This is a genomic window from Candidatus Magnetaquiglobus chichijimensis (assembly GCF_045865675.1).
Classification (GTDB): Bacteria; Pseudomonadota; Magnetococcia; order Magnetococcales; family Magnetaquicoccaceae; genus Magnetaquiglobus; species Magnetaquiglobus chichijimensis.
In genome coordinates, this window is sequence record NZ_BAAFGK010000002.1 from 466240 (window position 1) to 489560 (window position 23321).

13 protein-coding genes are annotated in these 23321 nt (G+C 61.9%); 8 read left to right on the forward strand and 5 right to left on the reverse strand.

The window, feature by feature from the left end; all coding sequences use genetic code 11:
- Positions 1–45 precede the first annotated feature (45 nt).
- On the reverse strand, positions 46–1122 hold the full coding sequence (locus ACOY6C_RS03920) for a KamA family radical SAM protein (protein ID WP_420904169.1): 1077 nt from the start codon (positions 1120–1122) through the stop codon (positions 46–48).
- Positions 1123–1415: 293 nt separating this feature from the next.
- Between ACOY6C_RS03920 and ACOY6C_RS03925 the strand changes: the two genes are divergently transcribed.
- Positions 1416–1724, forward strand: a complete 309-nt coding sequence (locus ACOY6C_RS03925; protein WP_420904170.1) for a hypothetical protein — start codon at positions 1416–1418, stop codon at positions 1722–1724.
- A 41-nt stretch (positions 1725–1765) separates the two neighbouring features.
- On the opposite strand, the gene ACOY6C_RS03930 is transcribed toward ACOY6C_RS03925, so the two are convergent.
- From ACOY6C_RS03930 to ACOY6C_RS03945, 4 genes are all read right to left on the reverse strand, one after another.
- On the reverse strand, positions 1766–3856 hold the full coding sequence (locus ACOY6C_RS03930) for a hypothetical protein (protein WP_420904171.1): 2091 nt from the start codon (positions 3854–3856) through the stop codon (positions 1766–1768).
- A gap of 84 nt (positions 3857–3940) precedes the next feature.
- Complete coding sequence (locus tag ACOY6C_RS03935) at positions 3941–5707, reverse strand: carbamoyltransferase family protein (RefSeq protein WP_420904172.1); 1767 nt, start codon at positions 5705–5707, stop codon at positions 3941–3943.
- 343 nt (positions 5708–6050) lie between these two features.
- On the reverse strand, positions 6051–8108 hold the full coding sequence (locus tag ACOY6C_RS03940) for a serine hydrolase domain-containing protein (protein ID WP_420904173.1): 2058 nt from the start codon (positions 8106–8108) through the stop codon (positions 6051–6053).
- Between the two features lie 22 nt (positions 8109–8130).
- A complete protein-coding gene (locus tag ACOY6C_RS03945) occupies positions 8131–16167 on the reverse strand; it encodes an amino acid adenylation domain-containing protein (protein WP_420904174.1) in 8037 nt (2678 codons plus the stop codon).
- 596 nt (positions 16168–16763) lie between these two features.
- Between ACOY6C_RS03945 and ACOY6C_RS03950 the strand changes: the two genes are divergently transcribed.
- The 7 genes from ACOY6C_RS03950 to ACOY6C_RS03980 all read left to right on the forward strand — a co-directional run bounded on the left by ACOY6C_RS03950 (position 16764) and on the right by ACOY6C_RS03980 (position 23272).
- On the forward strand, positions 16764–17321 hold the full coding sequence (locus tag ACOY6C_RS03950; protein WP_420904175.1) for a YcjF family protein: 558 nt from the start codon (positions 16764–16766) through the stop codon (positions 17319–17321).
- A 319-nt stretch (positions 17322–17640) separates the two neighbouring features.
- Complete coding sequence (locus ACOY6C_RS03955) at positions 17641–18381, forward strand: prohibitin family protein (RefSeq protein ID WP_420904176.1); 741 nt, start codon at positions 17641–17643, stop codon at positions 18379–18381.
- Positions 18382–18404: 23 nt separating this feature from the next.
- Positions 18405–19748, forward strand: coding sequence for an ABC transporter substrate-binding protein (locus ACOY6C_RS03960; RefSeq protein WP_420904177.1), 1344 nt, complete (start codon positions 18405–18407; stop codon positions 19746–19748).
- Positions 19749–19812: 64 nt separating this feature from the next.
- Positions 19813–20985, forward strand: a complete 1173-nt coding sequence (locus ACOY6C_RS03965; RefSeq protein ID WP_420904178.1) for an acyl-CoA dehydrogenase family protein — start codon at positions 19813–19815, stop codon at positions 20983–20985.
- 3 nt (positions 20986–20988) lie between these two features.
- Positions 20989–22032 (forward strand): HAD-IIIC family phosphatase, encoded by a 1044-nt coding sequence (locus ACOY6C_RS03970; protein WP_420904179.1) that lies wholly within the window; start codon positions 20989–20991, stop codon positions 22030–22032.
- Positions 22033–22120: 88 nt separating this feature from the next.
- Positions 22121–22981, forward strand: a complete 861-nt coding sequence (locus ACOY6C_RS03975; RefSeq protein ID WP_420904259.1) for a 3-hydroxyacyl-CoA dehydrogenase family protein — start codon at positions 22121–22123, stop codon at positions 22979–22981.
- Positions 22982–23032: 51 nt separating this feature from the next.
- Positions 23033–23272 carry an acyl carrier protein gene (locus ACOY6C_RS03980; RefSeq protein WP_420904180.1) on the forward strand — a complete coding sequence of 80 codons (240 nt, stop codon included), beginning with the start codon at positions 23033–23035 and terminating at the stop codon, positions 23270–23272.
- Positions 23273–23321: the final 49 nt, after the last annotated feature.

Genomic DNA, 23321 nt, shown 5'->3' on the forward strand with positions numbered 1-23321 from the left:
AAATTCATTCAGCGCGATGTTCCAGCATTGGTGCGCGCGGGTCTGTCACTCCGGGATCACCGGCATCTCGGTGAAGCGTCCGTCGTGGTTCTTGAGCAGATAGCGGGTCTCGTTTTTGTCCACGATCGCATCGTTGGTCAGAAGGGAGATCTTGCCGATGTTGGTGGCGATCACGTAGAGCGGCTGGGCCAGTCCGGTGGTGTGACCGCGCAGGGCATCGCGGATCAGTTCCGAGCCTTTTTCCAGCGGGGTGCGGAAGTGATCGATGCCCGGTGCCGCCTCGCAATAGAAAAGATAATAGGGACGCACGCGGATGCTCAAGAGTTTTTGATGCAGCTCGCGGAAAACCGGCACCGTGTCGTTGATCCCCTTGAGCAGCACCGCCTGATTGCCGACGTTGATCCCGCAGGTGGTCAGGTCATAGACCGCGCGGGCGGTGAGTTCGGTGATCTCGCGCGGGTGGTTGATCTGGGTGTTGACCCAGATGGGAACCTTGTGATATCCGGACAATTTTTTCATCAGCGAGGCATCGATGCGTTGCGGCAGCACCACCGGCAGGCGCGAACCGAAGCGGATCATCTCGATGTGTGGGATCTCCCGCAGCCGGCGGAGGATGTATTCGATCTCGTCGTCGTTGAGCAGCAGGGGATCGCCGCCGGTGATCAGCACGTCGCGGACCTCCGGGTGGTCGGCGATCCAGTTGAGGCCCTCGTCCACGTCCAGGCGCAGTTTGAGCACCTTGTCGATGGTCACCTCGCGCCGGAAGCAGTGGCGACAGTAGATGCCGCAGGTTTGGGTCACCGCGAAGGCCACCCGGTCGCGATACTGGCGGGCGATCGAATCGGGACGCTTCTCCTCGGTGCTCCGGTTCTCTTTCCAGACCAGATACCCTTCCATGCCCAACTCGTTCTGGAACTCGAGCATGGAGGGGATCACCTGCTTGCGGATCGGGCAGTTGGGGTCATCCTTGTCCATCAGGCTGGCGAAATAGGGGGTAGTCCCCCAGCGGGTGTGTTTGTGGGCGAGAATGGCTTCCCGTTCCGCAGGGGTGACGTTGATGAATTTTTCGAGCTTTTCCAGTGTGTTGACGTGATTTTTGAGTTGCTCTCGCCATGCGTTCATTGCGTGATTACCGCTCGTTTTTTGGGGGGGCTGGGGCGGGTGTTCGATCTGTTGGAAGGGGTTGAATGATCAAGTGTTCCCTTGCCTATTTATATTCCATGATAGACCCTTTTGCGAGGGAATTGAATCTTTTTTTTGCCATGGGTCGGGAATTGTCAATGATTATAATACTGATTCTCAATCCTTGTCGGATGGATTGTTTATCGATTACACACCAGTATTGTCAGAGCTGTCCGCCATCCAAGCAGAAGATTGGACCCATCCGTGGTCAGGGAGGGTTCAAGGGATTTGGGTTGAATGGGTTCTACCGCCAGATGGGTCTTGATCTGGCGTTCGGACAATTCGTTGCGTTTCTGTTCTGCCAACAGGTCATCGTTGAAGGTCAGGGCGCGGACCGGGTTGTCTTGCCGGATGAAAGCGCAATTTTGCCGGAGATCGGCCTTGGCTGCGTCGGCAATGACGACATCCATGTCAGCAGGTATTGCCGCATCTCTTCACGCACCTGCTCCGGCGCGGACCTGACTGGCCCTGTCGGATGGGAGCGTGATGGAGCGTTCGGCGTCTGGCATGGGCGGGTTCTGGAACACGATCATGGAAGGTGAACGCAGGTCCGATTCTAGACAACCTCAGAAAGTTTGTCCATTCATTCCACCTCCAGCGTATGGATCTCCCCCCAGGGTTGAAACAGCGAGGGGCGCAAACCCGATTCGAGGCGGTCGGCGAGCTGGTTCCAGTTGGTGGGCACGGCGGGCGGGAACGGCCAGATCACGGTGATGAGGTTCTTGCCGGGACGCAGGTGTTCGACCGGAAGCGCGATGTGCCGGGTGGTCCAGGCGGAGAGCACCGGGGTGTGGGCCACATGGGTGCCGTTGAGGGTGATCTCCACGGTGGCACCCATGGCGATCCCCTCGGCCATGCGGCAGGTGAGGGTGAGCTGGAGCGGAGCGGAGACCGCGCCCAGATAGAGCACGAATTCGCTCTCTTCGGTATGGCTGGTGAAGAAACTGGATGATTTATGCCACTCCCCACCCGGTTGGCACCAGTTGTTGATGTGCCGGTAGGGTTCGAGCAGATCCACCGGCCCGGCACCCATGCCGTGGTTGGCGATCAACCGCTCCTGGAGTTGTCCGGCCAGCTGGGGATCGTGTTTCGTGAAGGCCAGGCTCAACGCCTCGATCACCAGATCGTGGCGCCGTTCGCCCATGTCGGCCATGCGGAACACCGCCAGAGGATCGTCGAGGGCCAACACGTCCGGGAAGATGTCGCACAACGCGCCCGGCAGACAGCGACAGGCCAGATCCCCCATGAGGGTGGCCAGTTTTAACATTTCGGGGCTTTGGGCGGCCTTTTCGGCGTGATGACGCACGATCTCCCGTGACTGACCCCACGAGGCGTTGTGCAGGGCGGCGAACAGATGGGCGCGACTGATGATGGCCGCATCTGGACGCGGCGAGCGCGCCATCAGGGTTGTCCAGTCGGCATCGACCCCATCCAGGATCTTCCGCACCTCCCGCGCCATCTCTGCGGCCACCATGGAGATCCCCTCGAAGCTCAGGTGGCAGTAATCGAAAAAGATCTCCCGATCCGGCAGCGCCCCATCCCGCCAGACGGTCAACCGTTCCGCCAGATCGATCAACGTCACCTGGGGGGCGATCCGCTCCCGTTCGGCCAGCATGGCCTCCCGCACCGCATGCGGACGGCGCGGGGTCAGAAGCGGCCAGCTCCAGAGCATGGCGTCGCGGGCCTGCTCCAGACTGGCGCGCGCGCCGTGAACATCCCCGCGCGCCATCTGACAGCGGGCGGTGAGATTCCAGGCATGCGCCGTGGTGCCGTCATCAAGCTCCCGCAGCCGCGCGGCGATCGTCTCGCCCGCGACCCAATCCTGCTGTTGCAGGCGCGTTTGTGCCTCGTCCCACACCTGTTGCCACAGGGTATGGGCCTCCGGGGTGCGCATCAGCGGCGCGCCGGCCACCGCATCCGAGCCGAAATCCACCAGATTGAACTCCGGAATCACCAACAGCACCGGCACCCCTTGGGATTCGGTCAGCTTCACCAACTGGTCGAGCGTTCCCCGCACCCGTTGCCCCAGCCAGGTCTCGATCACCCGGTTGATCCCGGCCACCCCTTCGCCACGGCGCAGCGCATGGGCCATGTTGGGGCCCATCTCCTGCCACAGGGCGTTGGGTTCGAGCAGGTTGTTGCCCGCGAAGACGATGAAGAGATCCGGTTCCAGGGCCAGCGCATCGTGGGCGAGCTTGAGAAGAGCCGGCATGAACAGGCCGTTGCAGGCCAGATCGATCACTTCGTGGCCGGTTGCGCTCTCCTCGCCGGCCAGCATCGCCTCCAGGGCGAGGGCCGGGGTGAAGTGCGGTTCGAAGAAGAATCCGCGCGCCACCGACTCCCCCAGATAGACGATCCGCTTTTTGTCGCTCTTGGCCGGAATGGTTTCGGTCGTCGCCCAGCGCGAAGCGGTGAACGGATCGACTTCGCCGCGCCGGTAGTGACGTTTGCCATCCACCACGACCGGTTCCCAGATGCCGATGGGCTGGCTGTCATCCTTGACCGTCGGTTCGGGTGGGGGGCTGGCCTGTTCGGCGGGCAGATCCAGGCGTCCGTTGAAAAAACCGAGCTGACGCATGGTGTCGAGCAGACGGGGCAGATCCGCCACCTGCATGAGTCGGGTGGCGAGTTGATTGGCCAGGAGTTTGGCGGAGTCGGGCGGCGGTGTGGTCATGGTGGCCAGATTGCAGTGGAATGGAAGGGGGTCCGTGAGGTTGGGGGCATGCCCCCAACCTCTCCGCGAGCGTGAGGACAACGGTTAAAAGAACGTATAGACCCGATGGGTGATGGCCGAGGCGGACTGATTCCCTTCGACGATCTCGAGCGCCTGTTTCCAGTAAGATGGAATGGTGTTCTTGTCGATGAGAAAATCCTCCAGCACCAACAGGTCGATCCCGGCGCGCACGAAACAGGAGAGGGCGTTCTTCGGCGAACAGACGATCGGTTCGCTGCGCATGTTGAACGAGGTGTTCAAGACCAGGGGGCAACCGGTGCGCCGGTGGAAGGCGCTCAACAACGCATGGTAGCGTGGATTCTCCTCGGCATGGACGGTCTGGACCCGCGCGGAGTTGTCCACATGGGTGATGGCCGGAAGGTCGAGGGTGGAGTGGACCGGGCAGGTTTGCAACATGAACGGCGAGGTGGATTGCAACTGGAAGTGATCCCCCATTCGCTCCTCGAGCACCGACGGCGCGAAGGGACGGAACGCCTCGCGTTTTTTCACCAGGGCGTTGATGTGGTCGCGCATCAGCGGGCTGCGCGGATCGGCCAGGATGGAACGGCCACCCAGGGCGCGGGGCCCGAACTCCATGCGCCCCTGGAACCAGCCGATCACCTTGCCGTTGTCCATCGCCTCGGCCACCCGGTCGAACAGTTCCTCGGAGCGGCCACGGAAATCCTCGTATTCCAACGGGGTGGTGGCGAGCATGCGGGCGATTTCGTCGTTGGAATAGGAGGGGCCGAGAAAGACATCGCGCAGCCGGGCACGGGGCAAAGGATCCTCGCAGCGCCGGACGTGGGCGATGGCCGCCGCGCCCAGGGCGCCGCCGGCGTCGTTGGAGGCCGGTTGCACGAAGAGGTTCTTGAACGGCCCCCGGGTCAACACCTGACCGTTGGCGACACAGTTCAAGGCGACCCCTCCGGCCATGCAGAGGTTTTCCGATGGAACCCGTTCGTGCAGCCAGGTCGCCTTGGCGATCATGAGTTCGTTCAACACCACCTGGAGGCTGTGGGCGATATCCATGTGGAACGGGCCCATGTCCGATTCCGGCGCGCGCGGCGGGGCGCCGAGGGTTTCGATCAGTTTGTCCGAATACATGCGGTCGGATTTCAGGAAATCGAAATAGGACATATCCAGACGATACTGGCCGCCCTCGCCCGGCAGGATCATCGCGCGGATGGCATCCACATGCACCGGCTTGCCGTAGGGGGCCAGTCCCATCACCTTGTATTCGCCGCCATTGACCTTGAAGCCGAGATAGCTGGTGAGGGTGCTGTACAAAAGGCCGATCGAGTTGGGGAACTCCACCTGTTCGAACAGGGTCAGGGATTGGCCCGCGCCGTGGCCATAGCTGGTGGTGGCCCACTCGCCGACCCCATCCACGGTGAGGACCGCCGCCTCCTCGAAGCCGGAGAAGTGGAAGGCGCTGGCGGCGTGGGCCAGATGGTGCTCGACCCATTCGATGGGACCGTCGAAGCCCAGAATGGTGCGGATCTCCCGTTCGGCCCGTTTCGGATCCATGCGGGCCAACTCGTCGGAGCGGCGATCGCAGCCGGGCAGACCCATCCAGAGCTGACGTCCGAGTTTCTTTTCCGGCAGTTCGTAGTAGGCCACGCAATCGATGTCGGCCATGGTGAGGCCGGCCTGGCGCAGGCAGAAGCGGGTGGCTCCCTTGGGCATCGAGGGGTCGTGCTTGATGCGCGAGAAGCGCTCCTCCTCGGCGGCGGCGACAAGCTTTCCATCCCGCAACAGGCAGACCGCAGCGTTGTGATAGTGGGCGGAGATGCCCAGGACGTTGTATGACATGGCGTGCGCTCGCTGCTGGAAGGATATAAGGCGGAATCCTCGCGGAAGAATGATTGTACGTCCGCCTTCTGTCAACAAAAAAATCCCCCGGCAAGGATTTGCCGGGGGAGGGACGATACGGTTGGGATGTGGCAAGGGAACAGGATTATCGGAAGTTGTCCGGTGAGGATGGACGCACACTTCCCTTTTTTTTAAGATTACCTTGGAACTCACGTCCGGGAGGTCCAAGGTCGGGGGTGAGGGGGGATCCCCTCCCCCCCATCATGTCAAGTTGCCTTGGAACGCCCATCCGGGAGGTCCAAGGTTGGGGGGTGAGGGGGGTCTCCCCCCCCATTATGTCAAGTTATAGCGCGGTTTTGCCGTCGATCATATCCATCACCGAGTTGAGCAGCAGGGCCTGGATCTTGCCGCCGTCGTTGATGGTGGTGTTGGCGCACGCGGCGATCGGTTCCTTGACGTTGTAGCGATAGCCTACATAGCAGTCATACCCCTGCACCTGACCCGGATGGCCCACCAGTTTGCGGTCCAGGTTCTTGAAGACCGCCGGTCCCATCTGCAACACGTTCGGGATCACCTTGAAGTAGGTCTGGGTCACCATGCCGATCGGATGGGTCGGATCTTCGTATTTGCTGCCCAGATATTTGGCCCAGGTGAAGAGATCATGGACCGTGCCGGTCATGCCGCCCGCCGCGCCGTAGAAGCTGGGATGGATCTTGACCGGGTATCTGGTGTTCTGTGCGCACTTGGCGTCCACGGTTTTGCAGGCGCCGGCGAAGTTGCTGTACCAGTCGATGTAGCCCGTGGCGCCGACGGTGTTTCCGCCCGGCAGGTTGGGAGGAATGGTCGTGCCATCGAAGTTATCCAGATTTGCCAGGGCTTGCGTCGTGCCCGCGGGGCCGAACTTGGCCTTGACCGCATCCTGCCATTTGGTTCCGGCGGGTGAGAGCTTTTCGATGACCATGCCCAGCAGGACGTAGTTGGCGTTGGAGTAGTGCCACCCCTTGCCCGGTTCCTCGACGCCCAGGTCGTAGCTGATGTTGATCAGATCCTGAGCGGTGAACGGGGTTCCCTTGGTGGTCAGTTCGCTGTCGAGATAGCCTTGCAGGGCCCAGACGTTGTTGTAGTCATAATAGCCCAGCTTGTCTTCCATCTGTTGGGAAGAGGTCTGCTTGAGACCGCTCAGGTGGGTCAGCAGCTGGTAGACGGTGATCTCCTTGAAGAGGGCCAGTTTGGCGTCGGAGAGCTTGTTGTTGGGATCCACGGCGGCCTTGAAGGTGGCGGCGTTGTAGGCGCCCAGGGTTTTGGCCGTGGTATCGACCGTGAGCGCGCCCAACAGGTCGCCCAGGGTGGCGGTGGTGATGTTTTTGGTGGCGGTGTTGTAGCCATATTCGGCCACCAGATCCATGACCGTCAAGCCGGTCAGGGTCTTGGTGATGCTGCCGAGACGGAAGTGATGGGTGTCGGTCATCTTGGTGTCGTTGGTGGAGATCGACGACGTGCTCGCCCCCATGTCGGCGTAGCCGCTGGCATAGACCGTGCCCGTTTGGGTGGTGTCGTTCGGCAGGGTGACCTTGATCACCACGCCCGGCAGGGTGCCGTGGGTGGAGCCATCGCTGCTTTCGGTCATGGTTTTGAGTTTGGCCTTGATGGCCGCATCCAGGGCGTTGATACGGCTTTGGGGCCACAGATCGCTCCACATCTGCGTGCCGGTCTTGCCATCGACGGTGAGGTTCAGTCTTTGGGCCAGGCGGGTGAATTGGGTCTGTCTGATCGGCTTGCCGCTGGCGTCGAGCTTCTTGAGTTCGGTCATGAAGTGCTTGGTGGCATTGGCCACGCTGACCGGCGTGGTCAGGGCGGTATCGACGTTCAGGGTGTCGATGGAGCCGATGTTGGTCAGCGCCCCGGCGGTCAGGGTGATGCCGTTGGAAGGATCCTTGTCGCTATCCAGGGTTTGCAGAAGGCGCAGGATCTTGATGACGCGATCCGTGCTGTCCGGATCCTGCACGTTCGCCAGCGCGGTGGTGGAATCCGCCGCGAGATCCAGGGGGGTGATCTGGGTGCCGATGGCGCTTTCACCAAGGCTCAGATTGTCCACGAAGAAGCGGATGCGGGTGTCGGAGGCGGCATTGTATTGGAATTGTCCACCATTGCTGGTTTTCTTTGTGGTGGAGGCGTTGGTTTCGATGTAGGTGCCCTGGCTGTTGACCGTATAGGTCTTGTAAATCAGGCCATCGACCGGGGCGTCGGTGAAGGTGCCGGTCGTGAAGGCGGGATTGAGCGCCAGGGAGGTGTTGCTGCCGTCGCTGCCGCCGCCGCCCCCCCCGCCGCATGCCGCGCTGGTCAGACCCAAACCAATCGCGGCCAGGGCACTGAATTTTTCATTGAGCCATATCTTTTTCATCGTCACGACACCTTATGATTATTTATGAAAGAGGGGCAAGCCCGGCATGGGTTGATTGGACAAGGTTGAGCAAAAAGGATCGCATCGGGTCGAGCAGGGCCCGAATGGTCGCGGGCGGGAAGGCGCGGATGTCATGGGCCACGAAAATCTGCAATTGACCGCCCTCCACGATGGCATTGAACATCAGGTCATACAGGGCCGAGGCCCGATCGCTGGCGCGATGGGGCGCCAGATCGCCGCGTACCTTTTCGGTCAGCGCGCCGCCATCCAGGCGGTACTCCCCCAGGAAGTTGAAGCTGATCCGGGGTTTTTGGGAAAGGGTCACGCCAGGGGTCAGGTAGCGCAGAATCCCGTAACCGATGCCCTGATGCGGGATTTTCGCCAACGCCTCGCGTTGGTTCCGACACAGATCCAAGGGCGATGTCCCGGCCTCGCAGCTTGGGACGAACGGAAAGACGCTGGTGAACCATCCCACGGTGCGGCTGATATCCAGACCCGCGACCAGCGGTTCCCGGCCATGGCTTTCGAGCATGATGGGGGTCCGCGTGGTTTGTGTTAATTCACGCAAAGAGTGCGCCAAAGATGCAAGAAGCACATCGATCATTCGAAACTCCGCCCCGGCACGTCGGGTCACCGCCAGCAACGCCTCGGTCTGATCGACCGTCAGGGTGATGTTTTCGTCCACGATTTCCACCCCATACGTCGGATCCGGTTCGATGAAGCCCGGAATCGGTGGGGTGGGGAGTTCGTCCACCGCCCGCCAATGGTTCAATTCGGCCAACAGCGCCGCGCTTCGGCTGTATTCGTCAATCCCGAACGCCCACCTTTGGAACGATCCGCCCTTGGGCGGCAACACGATCGCCTGGCCGGCCACCACCTGCTCGTAGCCGCGCAGGATGTCGTCGAGCAGGAATCGCCAGGAAACGGCGTCAATAATCAGATGGTGGATGACGAAAAGCAGACGCTCCTCCCCATCCAGCCGGAACAGGCGCGTCTTGAACAGCGGCCCGCTCGACAAATTAATGCCACTTTGCAGCGACTTTGTCAATTGATCCACCCGTGCATCGACCCCATCCATTCCGCGCAGGTCGATCCGTTCGAAATCGACCGGGAGATCGACATCCTGAATCGTTTGGACAATCCTGTTGTCATCGACCCGGAAGCAGGCGCGCAGCATGTCGTGATGGCGCTGCACGGCGGTCAGCGAGGCCAGAAGCGCCCGTTCGTCCAGGGGGGTGTCGAAAAAGAGATACTCCCCGTGGTTGAAGTGGTGGTGATCGATCGGATAGTCCTGAAAGAACCACGCCTGGATCGCGGTCAGGGGGAGAACGCCCGTGACCGGTCTTTCGCTGGCCGGGTCTGTCGTCGGCGTGGGCGCGCGCGTTCCGATGGCGCGGGCCAGTGCGGCGATGCTGGGATAGAGGAACAGATCCTTGGTCTCGACGCCAAGATCGCGCAGGGCCGCCACCACCTGAATGGCCTTGATCGAATCGCCACCCAAGGTGAAAAAATCCTCTGTGATGCCGATGAGCTCCCGTCCGAGAATTCTCTGCCACACGCCGGCGATGCGCCGTTCCAGCGGCGTCGCGGGCGGGGTGATGACGCCGGACTCCCGGCACGCCTCCCGCGCCAGGCGACGCAACGCCTGCCGATCCACCTTGCCGTTGATCGACAGGGGGAGTTTTTCCAGGGTGACCCAGCGGTTCGGGATCATGTAGGCGGGCAGGCGCGGCTCCAGCCAGGCGCGCGGACTCTCGGCGGCGAGCGTCGCCGGGGTCACGAAGGCCACCAGTTCGGCGTTGCCGTCTCCATTCCGCTCCACCAGTACGGCGGCCTCTTCGACCAGCGGGTGTTGCAGCAACTGATGCACCACCTCTCCCGGCTCGACCCGGTTGCCGCGGATCTTCACCTGGTCGTCGCCCCTGCCGAGCAGTTCCAGGGAGCCATCCTCCAGCCAGCGTCCGAGATCGCCGGTGGCATAGTTTTTTTCGACGGTTTGGCCGTCTTGAATGCCGAATCGTTCGGCGGTCAGTTCCGGGCGGTTCAGATACCCCCGCGCCACCCCGATTCCGGCCACCCGGATCTCCCCCGGCACCCCGACCGGCGCCAACTCGCCGGAGCCATCCACCAGATGGATCGTCAGGTTCTCCAACGGCGGGCCGATCGGGATCTGCCCGTGCGGATAGCGCGCCGGATCCGGGAACACGCGCTGCATGCTGGCGCACACCGAGGTCTCGGTGGGTCCATAGGCATTGAAATAGTTCATCCGTCCCGCCAGTCGCAGGGCGTCTTCCAGGATGGGCGGTTCTCCGGCGGTGATCAGGGTTTTGAGAGCCAGGATCGCGGGTGGATCCCCTCCGGCGCACAGCGAATGCAGATAAACCGGCGGCAGGGTGGCCACATTCACGCCGGTGGTCTGGAAGTGGTTCAGCAACCGCGCCGGGTCGTGGATGGTGGCCAGGCACACCGGCACCAGGGCGGCGCCGGATAACAGGGCCATGAAGATCTCGGAGAGGCTGGCGTCAAAGGAGGGGGAGGCGAACTGCGCCACCCGATCCCCGGCCACCACCTCGAAGGCGCGAATCTGCGCCAGGGTCATGTTGACGAAGCCGCCGTGTTCCACCAGAACCCCCTTGGGTTGGCCGGTGGAACCCGAGGTGTAGATCACATAGGCCAGGTTGTTCGGGGCGCGTGGTGGACGGGCCACGGCAACCGGTTCTCCGTTTCTCGACGACTCGACCGCGAGCAGGGGCAGAGGCGGATTTTCGAACGATCGTTCGACCAGCAGACGCCGCGCGCCACAGTCCTGGAGCATGAAGTCGAGTCGGGCCCCAGGGGTGGCCACATCGATCGGCAGGACCGCCCCTCCGGCCTTCATGATCCCCAGCAGGCCGGCGTAAAAGGCGGCGCAGCGATCGACCAGCAGCGGGACGATCTCTTCGCTGGCCAGCCCCTCGGCCAGAAGATGGGCGGCGATCCGGTCGCTCCAGGCATCCAGCATGCGATAATCGATGCAGACGCCACACTCCTCCACGATGGCGATCGCCTCTGGGGTGGCGGCCACCTGGGCGGCGAACAGCGCGACCAGGGTGGTGCGCGGGCAGGGGGTAGTGCGCTGGTTGAACGAATCGAGCAGCTTGCGTTCCGCCTCGGGCAGGATCGGCACGCGCCCGATGGGCATCTCCGGGTGGGCCGCGACCTGGCGGATCATTTCGTTCAACTGTCCCACCAGCCGTTCGATGCGTCCTGGGCGGAACAGATCGGTGTTGTAGGTCACCGCCAGGCGCAGGGCGTCGTCCCGCTCGAAGAGATCGAACACCAGATCGAAGCGGCTGATCTGGGCATCGACCTCATAGGCCGAGATGGTCAACCCGTCGGGTTGCGGTCGTTCGGGCATCGCATCCTGCATCACCACCATGATGTCGAAAAGCGGCGAGCGGCTCATGTCCCGTTCCGGGTTCAGTTCCTCGATCAGCCGGTCGAAGGGGTAGAACTGGTGGGTGAAGGCTTCGGTGACGCTGGTTCGCACCTTGCCCAGCAGGGTCGAAAACCCTTCCGCCGGATCGATGGTGTCGTGCAGGGCCAGGGTGTTGAGATAGAGGCCGATCTGCTCTTCCAGTTCCGGGCGGTCGCGACCGGCCACCGGGGTGCCGACGATCACCGCACGCGGGTCTCGGACGCCGGCGTGGCGCCAGATGAGCCCCTTGACCAGGGCGGTGAGCACCATGAACAGGGTTGCCTGATGGGTGGCGCCGAGTTGCAGGAGTCGTTCGCGTTGTTCCGGGGCGAAGTCGTGGATGTGGATGCGTCCCTGGAAGGTCTGCACCGGCGGACGGGGGAAATCGGTGGGCAGATGGAGCGGCGGTTCGGTTGTGTCGATTTTTTCCAGCCAGTAACGGCGGGCGGCTTCGGCCTCGGAGCCGGCGAGCCGGGCGTTCTGGTGGGCGGCGAACTCCTTGTAGTGGATCGGCAAGGGGGGCAGGGCGGCGGATTGTCCGGCCATCCGTGCCGAATACAGGGTGATGGTCTCGTTTTGCAGGATCTCCAGCGACCAGCCGTCGCTGATGATGTGGTGCATGTTCAGAAGCAGCAGATGTCGCTCCGGGGCGAGCCGCAACAATCCGATCCGGTAGAGCGGACCGGTCGCCAGATCGAACGGGGTGCGCGCCTCCTCCAGGGCCAGGGCGCGGGCCGCAGCCTCGGGATCCGGGCGGTCGGAAAGATCGACCCGCATCAGTCGGGTCAGGGGTTCGGGGTGGATCTTCTGCCTGGGCAGGACGAACGGCTCTCCACCCTCGGAATCCTGGACAAAGGTGGTGCGCAGGGTTTCGTGGCGCCTGGCCACCGCATCCAGCGCGTCGGCCAGGATCTCCCCATCCAGGTGGCCCCGGAAATCGAACCACGAGGTGGTGTTGTAGGCAATGGCCGCGCTCTCCATCTGCTGGAGGATCCACAGCCGCAACTGCGCCGGGGAGACCGGATAATCGGGCTGTTCGGGCAAGAGCGGGATCGGGTCGAGGTCGGTTGTCGCGCGGCGACGGATCAGGGCGGTGAGCGTGGCGATGGTCGGGTGGGCGAAGATTTCGGTGAGGCTCACCGCGACATTGAACTGCTTCTGGATGCGCGCCACCAGGCGTACCGCCTTGAGGCTGTGTCCTCCCAGTTCGAAGAAGGAGTCGTGGCGTCCGGGATCTCCGGTTCCCAGGATCTCTTCCCAGAGTTTGGCCATCGCCCGCTCCTCGGCGCCGCGCGGCGGGGCGAAGGGGGCGGTGAGCCGTTCGCGCCGGATCGGTTCGTCCACCGGCAGGGCCTGTTTCTTCTCGCCGGTCGCATGGATCAAGGGCAGGTAGTGGGCCTGGTGTTTCAACCGGTTCTCGGGGGTGGCGCCGGGATCCCAGTCGAGCGTCCGGACTGGCCGTCCGGTGGCGCGGGTGGCGGGGCGCGCCACGGACGCGGGGGCCGGCTGGCCGGTTGGCGCGGAGGCCGGTTTCGGGGCGGCGGGCGCCTGGGTCGGCGGGGCGGCGAGAAACAGGGTGGCATGGGTCGGGGTTTCCGGCAGATTCGCCAGCGGCGCGCCGAAGACAACCTCCTCGGGGCTCTCCCGGAGAGGGTGCAACAGGGAGTCGGTGGACAGGAACTCGCGTACCGGCGCGTTCTTGGCGCTCGGACGGAACGTCGCCTCCAGGGTGTTGAGCCCCTGTTCCAGGCCGTGATGGCGCAGCGCGGAAAGAATCGCCCGTTCCACCCCGCGACCGAGCACCCGGCAGCTCAACAGGAACGTGTCAAGATGCAGGCACCCCGCCTGCCGTTCGGCCAGCACCACCCCCACCAGACCGTAATCCCCGAACCGATCGGTCACATGCACGCACCATCCGGACCATGCCGGCTGCTCCAGCAGGGCGGCGATCTCGGTTTCGCTCCGGCGGATGGTGCTCAGGTTGAACTGATTGGTGCGCTGGGTCAGTTGCGACACCCGCGCCAGATGTTCCGGGCGGATCGGCTCCAGATAGACCTTGATCTCCAGGGTCTTGAGGAAATCCTCCAGCGAGCCGGTCTGCTCCTGATGCTGGCGGCGCTTCACCTCCTCCATGTACATGGCCGCCCGTTTCTGATCCTCGGCGGTCACCTGGTGGCGGTCGAAGGCCCAGATCAGGCTCAGGAACAGCGGCAGGTCGTCGGGATCCTCCGGCAGACGCAGGGTCAACACCTCCGGGGCGTTGCGCATCATCTCCGCGCACTCCACCCCGGAGTCATCCAGGAACAGGAAACTGTCGCTCCCCAGATTCAGCTCCCTGGCCATGGCGCGCAGGTTTTCGGACTTGGGACGCCAGTTGATGCGTTCGGTCACGATGTGTTCGCGCTTCAACACCATCTCTGGGTAGTTGGCGAACACCTCCCAGACATCTTCCGGGTTGTTTTTGCTGTTCAAGACGAGCAGGAACCCTTCGTTCAACCGTTCGAGCATGAAACGCTGCAAGGCGGCGTGCCCAGGGGTGACCACCACCCCGGCGCTGCCGCCCTCGCCGCAGATCCCCTGCCACAAGGTGTTGTCGCAGTCGAGCGCGATCACCTTGAAGGGGGAGGCCTTGAGGGCATGCACCCGCCGGGCGATGGCCGCGCCCATGGCGGCCAGATGTTCGTCCGTGAAGGGGATGTGTCCGATCCGCTCCTGGCTTGGATCGAAGATTTCGGCGATGGCCTCCCGGGCGGCCAGGGTTTCGTCGAGAGGGAGCGGTTTCAGGGTGGGATGGGCGGCGAGCCAGGCGCGCAGACGGTCGTGCAGCCCGGCGATCAGGGGGAGCGCTTCGGGCATCTCCGGGATGGCGGATGCGCGTGGCAACAGTCCGATCCAAAGCGGAGCCGGATTGACGCGTCCATTCAACGCGCCGAGCAAACGGTCGAAATAGCTGTCGAGATGGGCGCGACAGGCGTCGATGCCGCTGCCGGTCAGATCGCGGATCCAGTCCTCGAAACGGACCAGAAGCAGCGCGGGTCCGGCATGGGTGGAGAGCAGAGAACGGGGGTCGAGCAGCTCCTGGAACACCTGGTTGTAACCGGCGAAGCGGGGCTCGATGGGCAGGCCGAAGGCCCGACCCCACCAGCGGATGTGCGGGGCGAGCGGCTCGGCGGTGAAGGTGGCGGCGATCGCCAGGGTGATGGCGTGGGGATCGGCTGGCGGCGCGAGGGTTTCGGGGGATGCGGCGGGGGCGGCATCCAGGGTGGGCACGCCCGGCAGGGCGATGGCGCCAAAGGGGATGGTCTCATCCGCGCTCACCTGCTCCAGGATCGCCCACAGCTCCGCCACCAGACGGTCCACCCGCTCCGGGGCGATGGCGGCACGGTTGAGGATCATGGTGATCCCCAGGCTTTCGCCGGGGACGAACTGCACGGTGAGCGGATAGTTGGAGTGGTCGCTCTGCTTGTACCCCTCCACCACGAGTTGTCCACCCCGGCCATCGTCGAGGGCGAAGTGGGACAGTTCGGCGGCGGCGTAGTTCTCGAAGACCAGGATGTGGTCGAGGGGGGCGTCGCGCAGGGGGGTGGCGGCCTGAATCTCGGCCAGGGAGTGGTGGTGGTGCTCCTGGCTGGCCAGCCCATCGTCGCCCACCTGCCGCAGCAGATTCTTGAAAGGCAGGGTGGCGGCTCCGCGTACCCGGACCGGCACGGCGTTGATGAACAGCCCCACCATCCGCTCCACGTTGGGGATCTCCGGCGGACGTCCCGAAACCGTTGCGATGAAAACCACGTCTCTGGTATGGTTATGCAGGGCCAGCAGCGTCCCCCAGGCGGTCTGGATCACGGTGTTCAGGGTCACCCGACAGCGGGCGGCCAACTGTTTGAGGCGTGTGAACCGTTCGGCGGGCAGGGCGTAGTGGCGCTCCTCGGGATCGAAGGGGGCCTCGGGCGCGGGGTGACAGTCGGGCAGGGCGACGCGACCCGTGTAGCCGGTGAGCCGCATCTTCCAGAACCGGGCCGAGGCGGCCTGATCGACCCGTTCCAGCCATTCGAGATAGCGGGCGAAGGAGACCGGCGCCGGCAGGCGTGGCGGTTGGCCGGTGAGCAGTCCGGCATAGAGGGCCAGGGCCTCCTCGTGGAGGATGCCGACGCTCCAGCCGTCGAGGATGATGTGATGAAAGCTGTGCAGCACCTCGAAGCCGTCCGCGTCCAGACGGAAGAGGGCCATGCGCATCAGACCGTCACGGGTGAGATCGAAGCCGCGTCGCCAGTCGGCTTCCATGTGGTCGCGAATGGTTTTTTCCCGCGCTTCGGGGGAGAACGAGGTCAGATCCTCGAGCAGAAACTCCAGTTTTTGCGTCTTGAGAATCACCTGACGCGGTTGGGCGACGCTTTTGTGGACGAAGCGGGCGCGCAGGATGTCGTGGCGGGCCAGAACTTGGTTCCAGGCGGCCTCGAACCGGGCTGGATCGAGATCGCCTCGCAACCGGAAGCGACACTGCTCGAAATAGGGGTTGGAGTCCTGGTCGTGCAGGGCGTGGAAAAGCATCCCTTCCTGCATGGGGGTGAGGGCAAGGATCTTGAGGATCTCTTCTTTTTTCATGATGGGAAAGAACCGTCTTGCGTCTGATTTCTGGTTCCCGTGGAACTTCCTTCAGGGAAGTCCGCGGTCGGGGGGTCAGGGGGATCTCTCCCCATCGTGCCGGTTGGTGGAAAACCTATTCCGCACGAGTATAGCCAACATGTGGAGAGAGGCAAATTTTTTTGACGATTTTGAGTTTTTCTTTGACATTTTCGTTCGATCGGCTGATACTAAGCTATGATTAAAAAGCGGTTTGTTATTTTAATCTTTATATTTTGTTGAGGTTAAATATAATGGTGTTAAAAAGAGGTCGCAGGTATGCCAATTTTCTGGCGGCCCAGGCGGAAGTCTCCACCTCGGAGGAGATCGCCCCTGATTCAGATCATCACCCCGACACGCAACATTCCGATTCAACCGCCTCGGCGCCCCCATCTTTGCCTGGGGAGCGGGGGCATGAATCCGAGGCGCAGCCGGTGGCGTCGAGTCCTGTCATGCCTGTTCCGGTTGCCGATGGGCATGCCGGTCCCATTCCATCCAGTCCCAACAATCCAGAAGCCGGCCAGGATCCGGAACGACCGGATGTAGCCCCGTCCAGCCACTCAAAGGAGTCTATTCAAATGAGCGAAACCGAAACCGTCACCGAAACCGAAACCGTTGTCGAGACCGAAGCTGTCCCCGAACCGGTCGCCAAAACCGACGCGGAGATCGAAGCCCGCCTGAAAGAGGCCCAGAACATGACCAAAAATTACATGTTCGCTTCGCTGGGCACCGGACTCGTCCCGGTTCCGACCGTTGATGTCGGCATCCTGATCGGCATCCAGACGCGCCTGCTCTACAAACTGGCCAAACTCTACGATCTCAAGTTCACCGAGGATATCGGCAAGAAACTGCTCATGTCGCTTCTGGGCGGCACTCTGCCGGTGGCCGGTGGCATGGGCGTGGCCACCATGCTCAAGGCTTTCCCCGGTGTCGGCAGTTGGCTCGGCATGACCAGCATGGCCATCTTCGGCGCTGCCTCCACCTATGCCGTCGGTCGGGTGTTTATCCAACACTTCGAATCGGGTGGAAACTTCTTTAATTTTGATCCGGCCAAAACCCGTGCTTATTTCCGCGAGGAGTTCGAGGCCGGCAAGAAGGTGGCCGAAGAGATGCGCTCCGAGCAGAGCGCGGCCTGATTCTGGAGGCGCTTCTGGTGGGTTGGTACGGCCCTGGGAATGATCAAACGTTCGTTGACTGATGCGGATTTTTGCTGATTTCTCGTTTTATGGCAAGCCTTTAGACCTTCCGCGAAGCGGCGCCTTTGTTGACTTGACCGACCTCTTGTTCCGCCCTGTTTTGGCGGGGCAAGAGGTCTTTTCATGTGAGACGACTCGGATGATGACCAAATTGTCCGCCTATTGGGGCAGTGTCCGCGATGGGGTGCGCAATGCTGGCATGACGCTGGCAGTTTATTCTTTAATATTCATTATCATCTTGATTTTCTTGTGGCCACGCATGGTGATCACCATCCAGGCGGGCGAGGGCGGGGTGATGTACAAGCGGTTCTTTGGCGGAACCGTGGTGGACAACGTTTTCACCGAAGGATTGTACGTGATCTGGCCGTGGGACAAACTCACCCCCTATGACCTGCGGTTGCAGGCCCTGGTGCGCGATTTCACGGTGCTCACCGCGGTGGGATTGCCGGTCACCTTGAAAATGTCGATCCGTTTCAAGCCGGAACAGAGCATGCTCGGCTACCTGCATCAGCGGGTGGGACCGGGCTACATCGATTCGGTGGTGATCCCGGAGGTGGAGGCCGCCTTGCGGCGCGCCATCGGTGGGTACTCTCCGGAGGCGATCTACACCACCCGCAAGGGGATGTTGCAGGAGATCATCGGCGAGGCCCTGGAGCCGGCCAGTCAGAAGTTCGTGATCATCGACGACGTGATCATCCGTTCGGTCACGCTGCCGGATCCGATCCAGCGCGCCATCGAGGAGAAGCTGGTCCACGAGCAGCAGATGCAGGCCTATGTCTACCGCCTCGACAAGGAGTTGAAGGAGGTGGAACGCAAACGTCACGAGGCTCAGGGTATCTACGAGTATCAGAAAAAGGTGGGGGAATCCCTCAAGGATCCCGAGATTCTCAAGTGGTTGGGAATCCAGGCCACCGAGAAGTTGGCTGAGTCCAACAACGCCAAGGTGGTGGTCGTGGGTGCCGGCAAGGATGGTCTGCCGTTGATCCTGGGCGGCAATTGACACGGGTGTGAATCCTTAAAGCCATGAAACGTTCGCATCTGTTCATCCTGATCGGTCTGGTGCTGCTGTTCGGAGCGGCGCAACTCTATTTCCTCGCCCCGGACAAGACCCTGGAGGTGTTGCGTCCGCTGGTCGAAAAGGTCAAGGGCGGGACGACTTCGGCCAAATCCAAACCCACCGACGAGGATATGGGGCCGATCCGCATCGGTTATGGCTACTACACCGCCAACAAGCGCGAGGCCTTCACCAACGGCATTCTCATGGCGGTCGATCAAATCAACGCCCATCCCAAGGGGGTGTTCAAAGGGCGCAAGATCGAGGCGGTCGAGGTGGATCTGCCCACCACCTCCAATCCGAACGACATGTGGGACTATGCCAAGGATATCGCCGACCAGAACTTCGTGGCCACGATCCTGGCCGCGGGCGGTGGCGGCGAGAACGCCATCATCGCGTCGGCGGTGTTCGAGAAGTATCGCATCATCAATCTCTGGCCCACCACCACCACCACCAAGCTCACGCAGCACAATTTCAAATACACCTTCCGCAACATCGCCAACAACAACGTCCAGGCTCAGGTGATGGCCAAGGTGTGCGAGGATACGGGGTGCAAGAATGTCGGCATCGTCTACGTGCGCAGCTCCACCGGCGAAGAGTTGGCCGCGCTCCTCAACAAGCACATCAACCACCTGGATGACGCGGTGGTGGCTTTCTATCAGTCCATCTATCCGGAACAGAAAGACTATTTTCCCATCGTGACCCGTCTTTTGACCAAACATCAGGCCAAGCGACTCGATGCGATCTTTTTTTCCGGCTCCACCCGCGAGGCGATCCCGTTCATCAAGATGTTGCGAGACTTCAAGCTCGACATGCCGGTGGTGCTGGGGGTTTCGCAGAACGATCCGAAGTTTCTGGAAGTGGATGTCAATGGTTTTTCTCCGGTCTACGGCTCGGTGGTGGTGGGGATTTTCGACGAGAATGAGCCGGACAACAAGCTGTTCATCAAGGAATACAGGCAGAAATTCCAAAAGAAACTCGCCTCCTACACCACCGCGGCCCAGGCGTATGACTCGGTGATGCTGCTCGTGGAGGCGATGCGTTATGCCAAGTCCACGGATCCGGACAGCATGGTCTCCTATTTGCGATACGGCGGGGCGCTGGCCATGGACAAGAAGAAAAATGCCCGCCATCACTACCAGAACGGCGAGATCATCAGCCAGGATTATTTCATGCAGATCGTCCGTCACCGCGAGGGCAAGAACGGCAAGCAGGTCTACTATTTCGATACCTATCGCAAGGATGACGAATGCATCTTCCATGTGGGGATTTCCTGTCTGGGGTGCAGGGAGTCGTCGGACGCCGCCAACTGAAGGCGGGGCCCACGGGATGTGGCTCGGATGGCGATGACGGATCATGACAAACTAAGGTGCGACCATGACGTGGACTCCGGAGCAGTTGAACGCCCAAGAGGGTTTCAGGAACTTCGTGGACGAGGCGATCGTCCCTTTCGCGGATCTGTGGGATCGCGACGAGCGTCTTCCCGAGGGGATCGTGCGCGCCCTGGCGGAACGGGGGTATCTGGGCGCGACCATTCCGACCAGACTGGGGGGGGGCGGTTACGACAGCGCCACCTTCGGCCTGTTTTGTGAAGAGATCGGACGCGGCAGCGCGTCGTTGTTGAGCCTGTTGACCGTGCATGGCATGGTGTGTCAGGCCTTGACGATCTGGGGGAGCGACGAGCAACAACAAAAATGGCTCCCGCGTCTGGCCACGGGCGCGACTTTGGGCGCCTTTGCCCTGACCGAACCCAACATCGGCAGTGACGCCAAGAACGTCGAAACCGTGGTGACCCGTCTGGAGGACGGCACCTATCGGTTGGATGGTCGCAAGAAGTGGATCTCCTGCGGTCAGATCGCGGATCTGTTCCTGGTGTTCGGACAGCTGGACAACAAGCCGGTGGCCTTTCTGGTGGAGAAGGACCGACCGGGTTTCTCGCGTGCGCCGCTTTCGGGACTGTTGGGTTTTCGCGCTGCGATGCTGGCCGAATTGACCCTGGATGGCTGCGTGGTGCCGGAAGGGAACATGGTGGGTCGTCCGGGTTTCGGCTTCACCCATGTGGCGGGCGCGGCCCTCGATCACGGGCGGTTCTGCGTGGGGTGTGGCTGCGTGGGATTGGCGCGGGGGTGTCTGGAGGCCTGTCTGGATTACACCAGCGAGCGCAAGCAGTTCGGCGTTCATCTGCGCGAACACCCGCTCATCCAACGCATGCTCACCGACATGATCACCCACATCGAGGCGGCCCGTCTGCTTTGCGTCGAGGCCGGGAGCATGAAGGATGCCCGCGATCCCCGCTCGATCATGGCCACCTCCACCGCCAAGTATTTCGCCTCGACCATGGCCGCCCGCATCTCCTCGGACGCGGTGCAGATCCACGGCGCCAACGGCTGTGGTCCGGAGTATCCGGTGCAACGTCATTTCCGTGATGCCAAGATCATGGAGATCATCGAGGGGAGCAATCAGATCCAACAGACCATCATCGCCAAGTTCGGCCATCTGGATCACGTCCGGGATCAGCGCGTCCGGTCGCGCAAGGGCGCGCGGAGTTGAACCATGGCCAAGGAACACAAGATCAAGTGCGTGGTTTGGGATCTGGACAACACGCTCTGGGAGGGGATTCTGTCCGAGAACGACCAACTGGTGCTGCGCGAGAATGTGGTGCGGGTGATCCGGATCCTGGACGAGCGCGGCATCCTGCAATCCATCGCCAGCCGCAACGACGCGGATGCCGCCCTGGCGAGGCTTGAAACGTTCGGACTGGAAGAATTTTTTCTCTATCCGCAGATCCATTGGGACTCCAAGGCCGACTCGATCGAACGGATCGCCAAGACCCTGAACATCGGTATCAACACCTTCGCCTTCGTGGACGATCAACCCTTCGAGCGCGACGAGGTGCGTTTCGCCCATCCGGAGGTGTTGTGCATCGATGCTGCGGACGTGGACGGGATCCCGGATCTGCCGGCCATGATGCCCCGGTTCATCACCGACGATTCGCGCAAGCGCAGGGCGATGTATCGCAGTGACCAGTTGCGCAACGAACGGGAGGCGGAGTTCAGCGGTCCCAAGGAGTCGTTCCTGGCCACCCTCGAGATGGTGGTGACCATCGCGCCGGCGGTGGAGGAGGATCTCAAGCGCGCCGAGGAGTTGACGGTACGCACCAATCAGCTCAACGCCACCGGCTATACCTACGGTTACGAGGAGTTGCGCGCCTTCAGCCAATCGCCGGACCATCGCCTGTGGATCGCCGGGTTGGATGACAAATACGGCACCTACGGCAAGATCGGGCTGGTGCTCATGGAGACCAGCGCCGACACCTGGGTGATCAAGCTGTTGTTGATGTCCTGCCGGGTGATGGCGCGTGGCGTGGGGTCGATTCTGATCTCTCTGATCCGTCAGCAGGCCAGCAAACACGGGGTGCGTCTGTTGGCCGAGTTCGTGCCCACGGATCGCAACCGCATGATGTACATCACCTACAAATTCGCGGGTTTCAGGGAGATCGGCGAGGATGCACGCGGGGTGACCCTGTTGGAGAACGATTTGACCCGGATTCCGCCGTTTCCGGAGTATGTGCGGATGCGGCTGACCGGGATGGCATAGAGGGCGTGGCGCGGAATCCTGGGCGTAACGGGGGTCCGGGCGGCGTGACGGAACAATCAATCTTCATGAACGCGGATCGAAGATGACGATGGACATTCAAACGGCAGGCGTGGTGGGCGCGGGGGTGATGGGCGTGGGCGTGGCCCAGAACCTGGCCCAGTGTGGCATGGATGTGGTGCTGGTCGATATCGCGGAGGCGGTCCTGGAGCGCGCCCGTATCGAGATCGGCAACAACGTGCGCTTTCAGGGGTTCTTCGCCAAGGAGAAGAACGGTCCGACACCCGAGGAGGTGCTGGGTCGGATCACCTTCACCATCGAGCCGGAAAAACTGGCCGACGTGGACTACCTGGTCGAGAACGTGGTGGAGAAATGGCCGGTCAAGGAGGAGGTCTACCGCCGCATCGACGCCATTTGCAAACCTTCGTGCGTCTTCGCGGCCAACACCTCGGCCATCTCCATCACCCGCATCGCCTCGGTGACCCGACGTCCGGACCGGGTGATCGGCATGCACTTCATGAATCCGGTGCCGATGAAACCCCTGGTCGAGGTGATTCGTGGCTTTCACACCTCGGAGGAGACCATCGAGTTCTCGAAGTTCTTCTTGAAGAAAATGGGCAAGAGCTGCGTGGTGGTCAACGACTCGCCAGGTTTCGTCTCCAACCGGGTGTTGATGCTTACCGTCAACGAGGCGGTGTTCCTGGTCCAGGAGGGGGTGGCCAAGGCTGAGGAGGTGGACCGGATCTTCAAGAGCTGCTTCGGCCACAAGATGGGGCCTCTGGAGACCGCGGATCTGATTGGCCTGGATACGATTCTCTATTCGTTGGACGTGCTTTACGAGAGCTTCAACGACTCCAAGTTCCGGCCCTGTCCGCTGTTGAAAAAGATGGTCGATGCCGGACTGCATGGCCGCAAGAACGGACGTGGCTTCTACAACTACCCGGTGTTGTGAGCCGGGATCTCCCTTGATTGCAATTCTTGTCTGAAAGATGCGTGGTGAAACATGGATACGATTGCCAAAATTCGGGAATTTCTGGAAAAATTCATTCGCGATGCGGATGTGGCCGACGACGAGGATCTCTTCGCCACGGGACTGGTCACCTCGCTGTTCGCCATGCACCTGGTGCTTTTTTTGGAAAAGGAGTTTGGGGTGAAGGTGGACAATCGTGATCTGGATTTCGATAATTTTCGAACCATCAACGCCATCGTGGCTTTGATCGAAAAGAAACAAGCCTCGGCCTGATGTTCGCATCATCCACGCTGGTGCCGCTGCTCGGGCAGTGAGGGGCGTT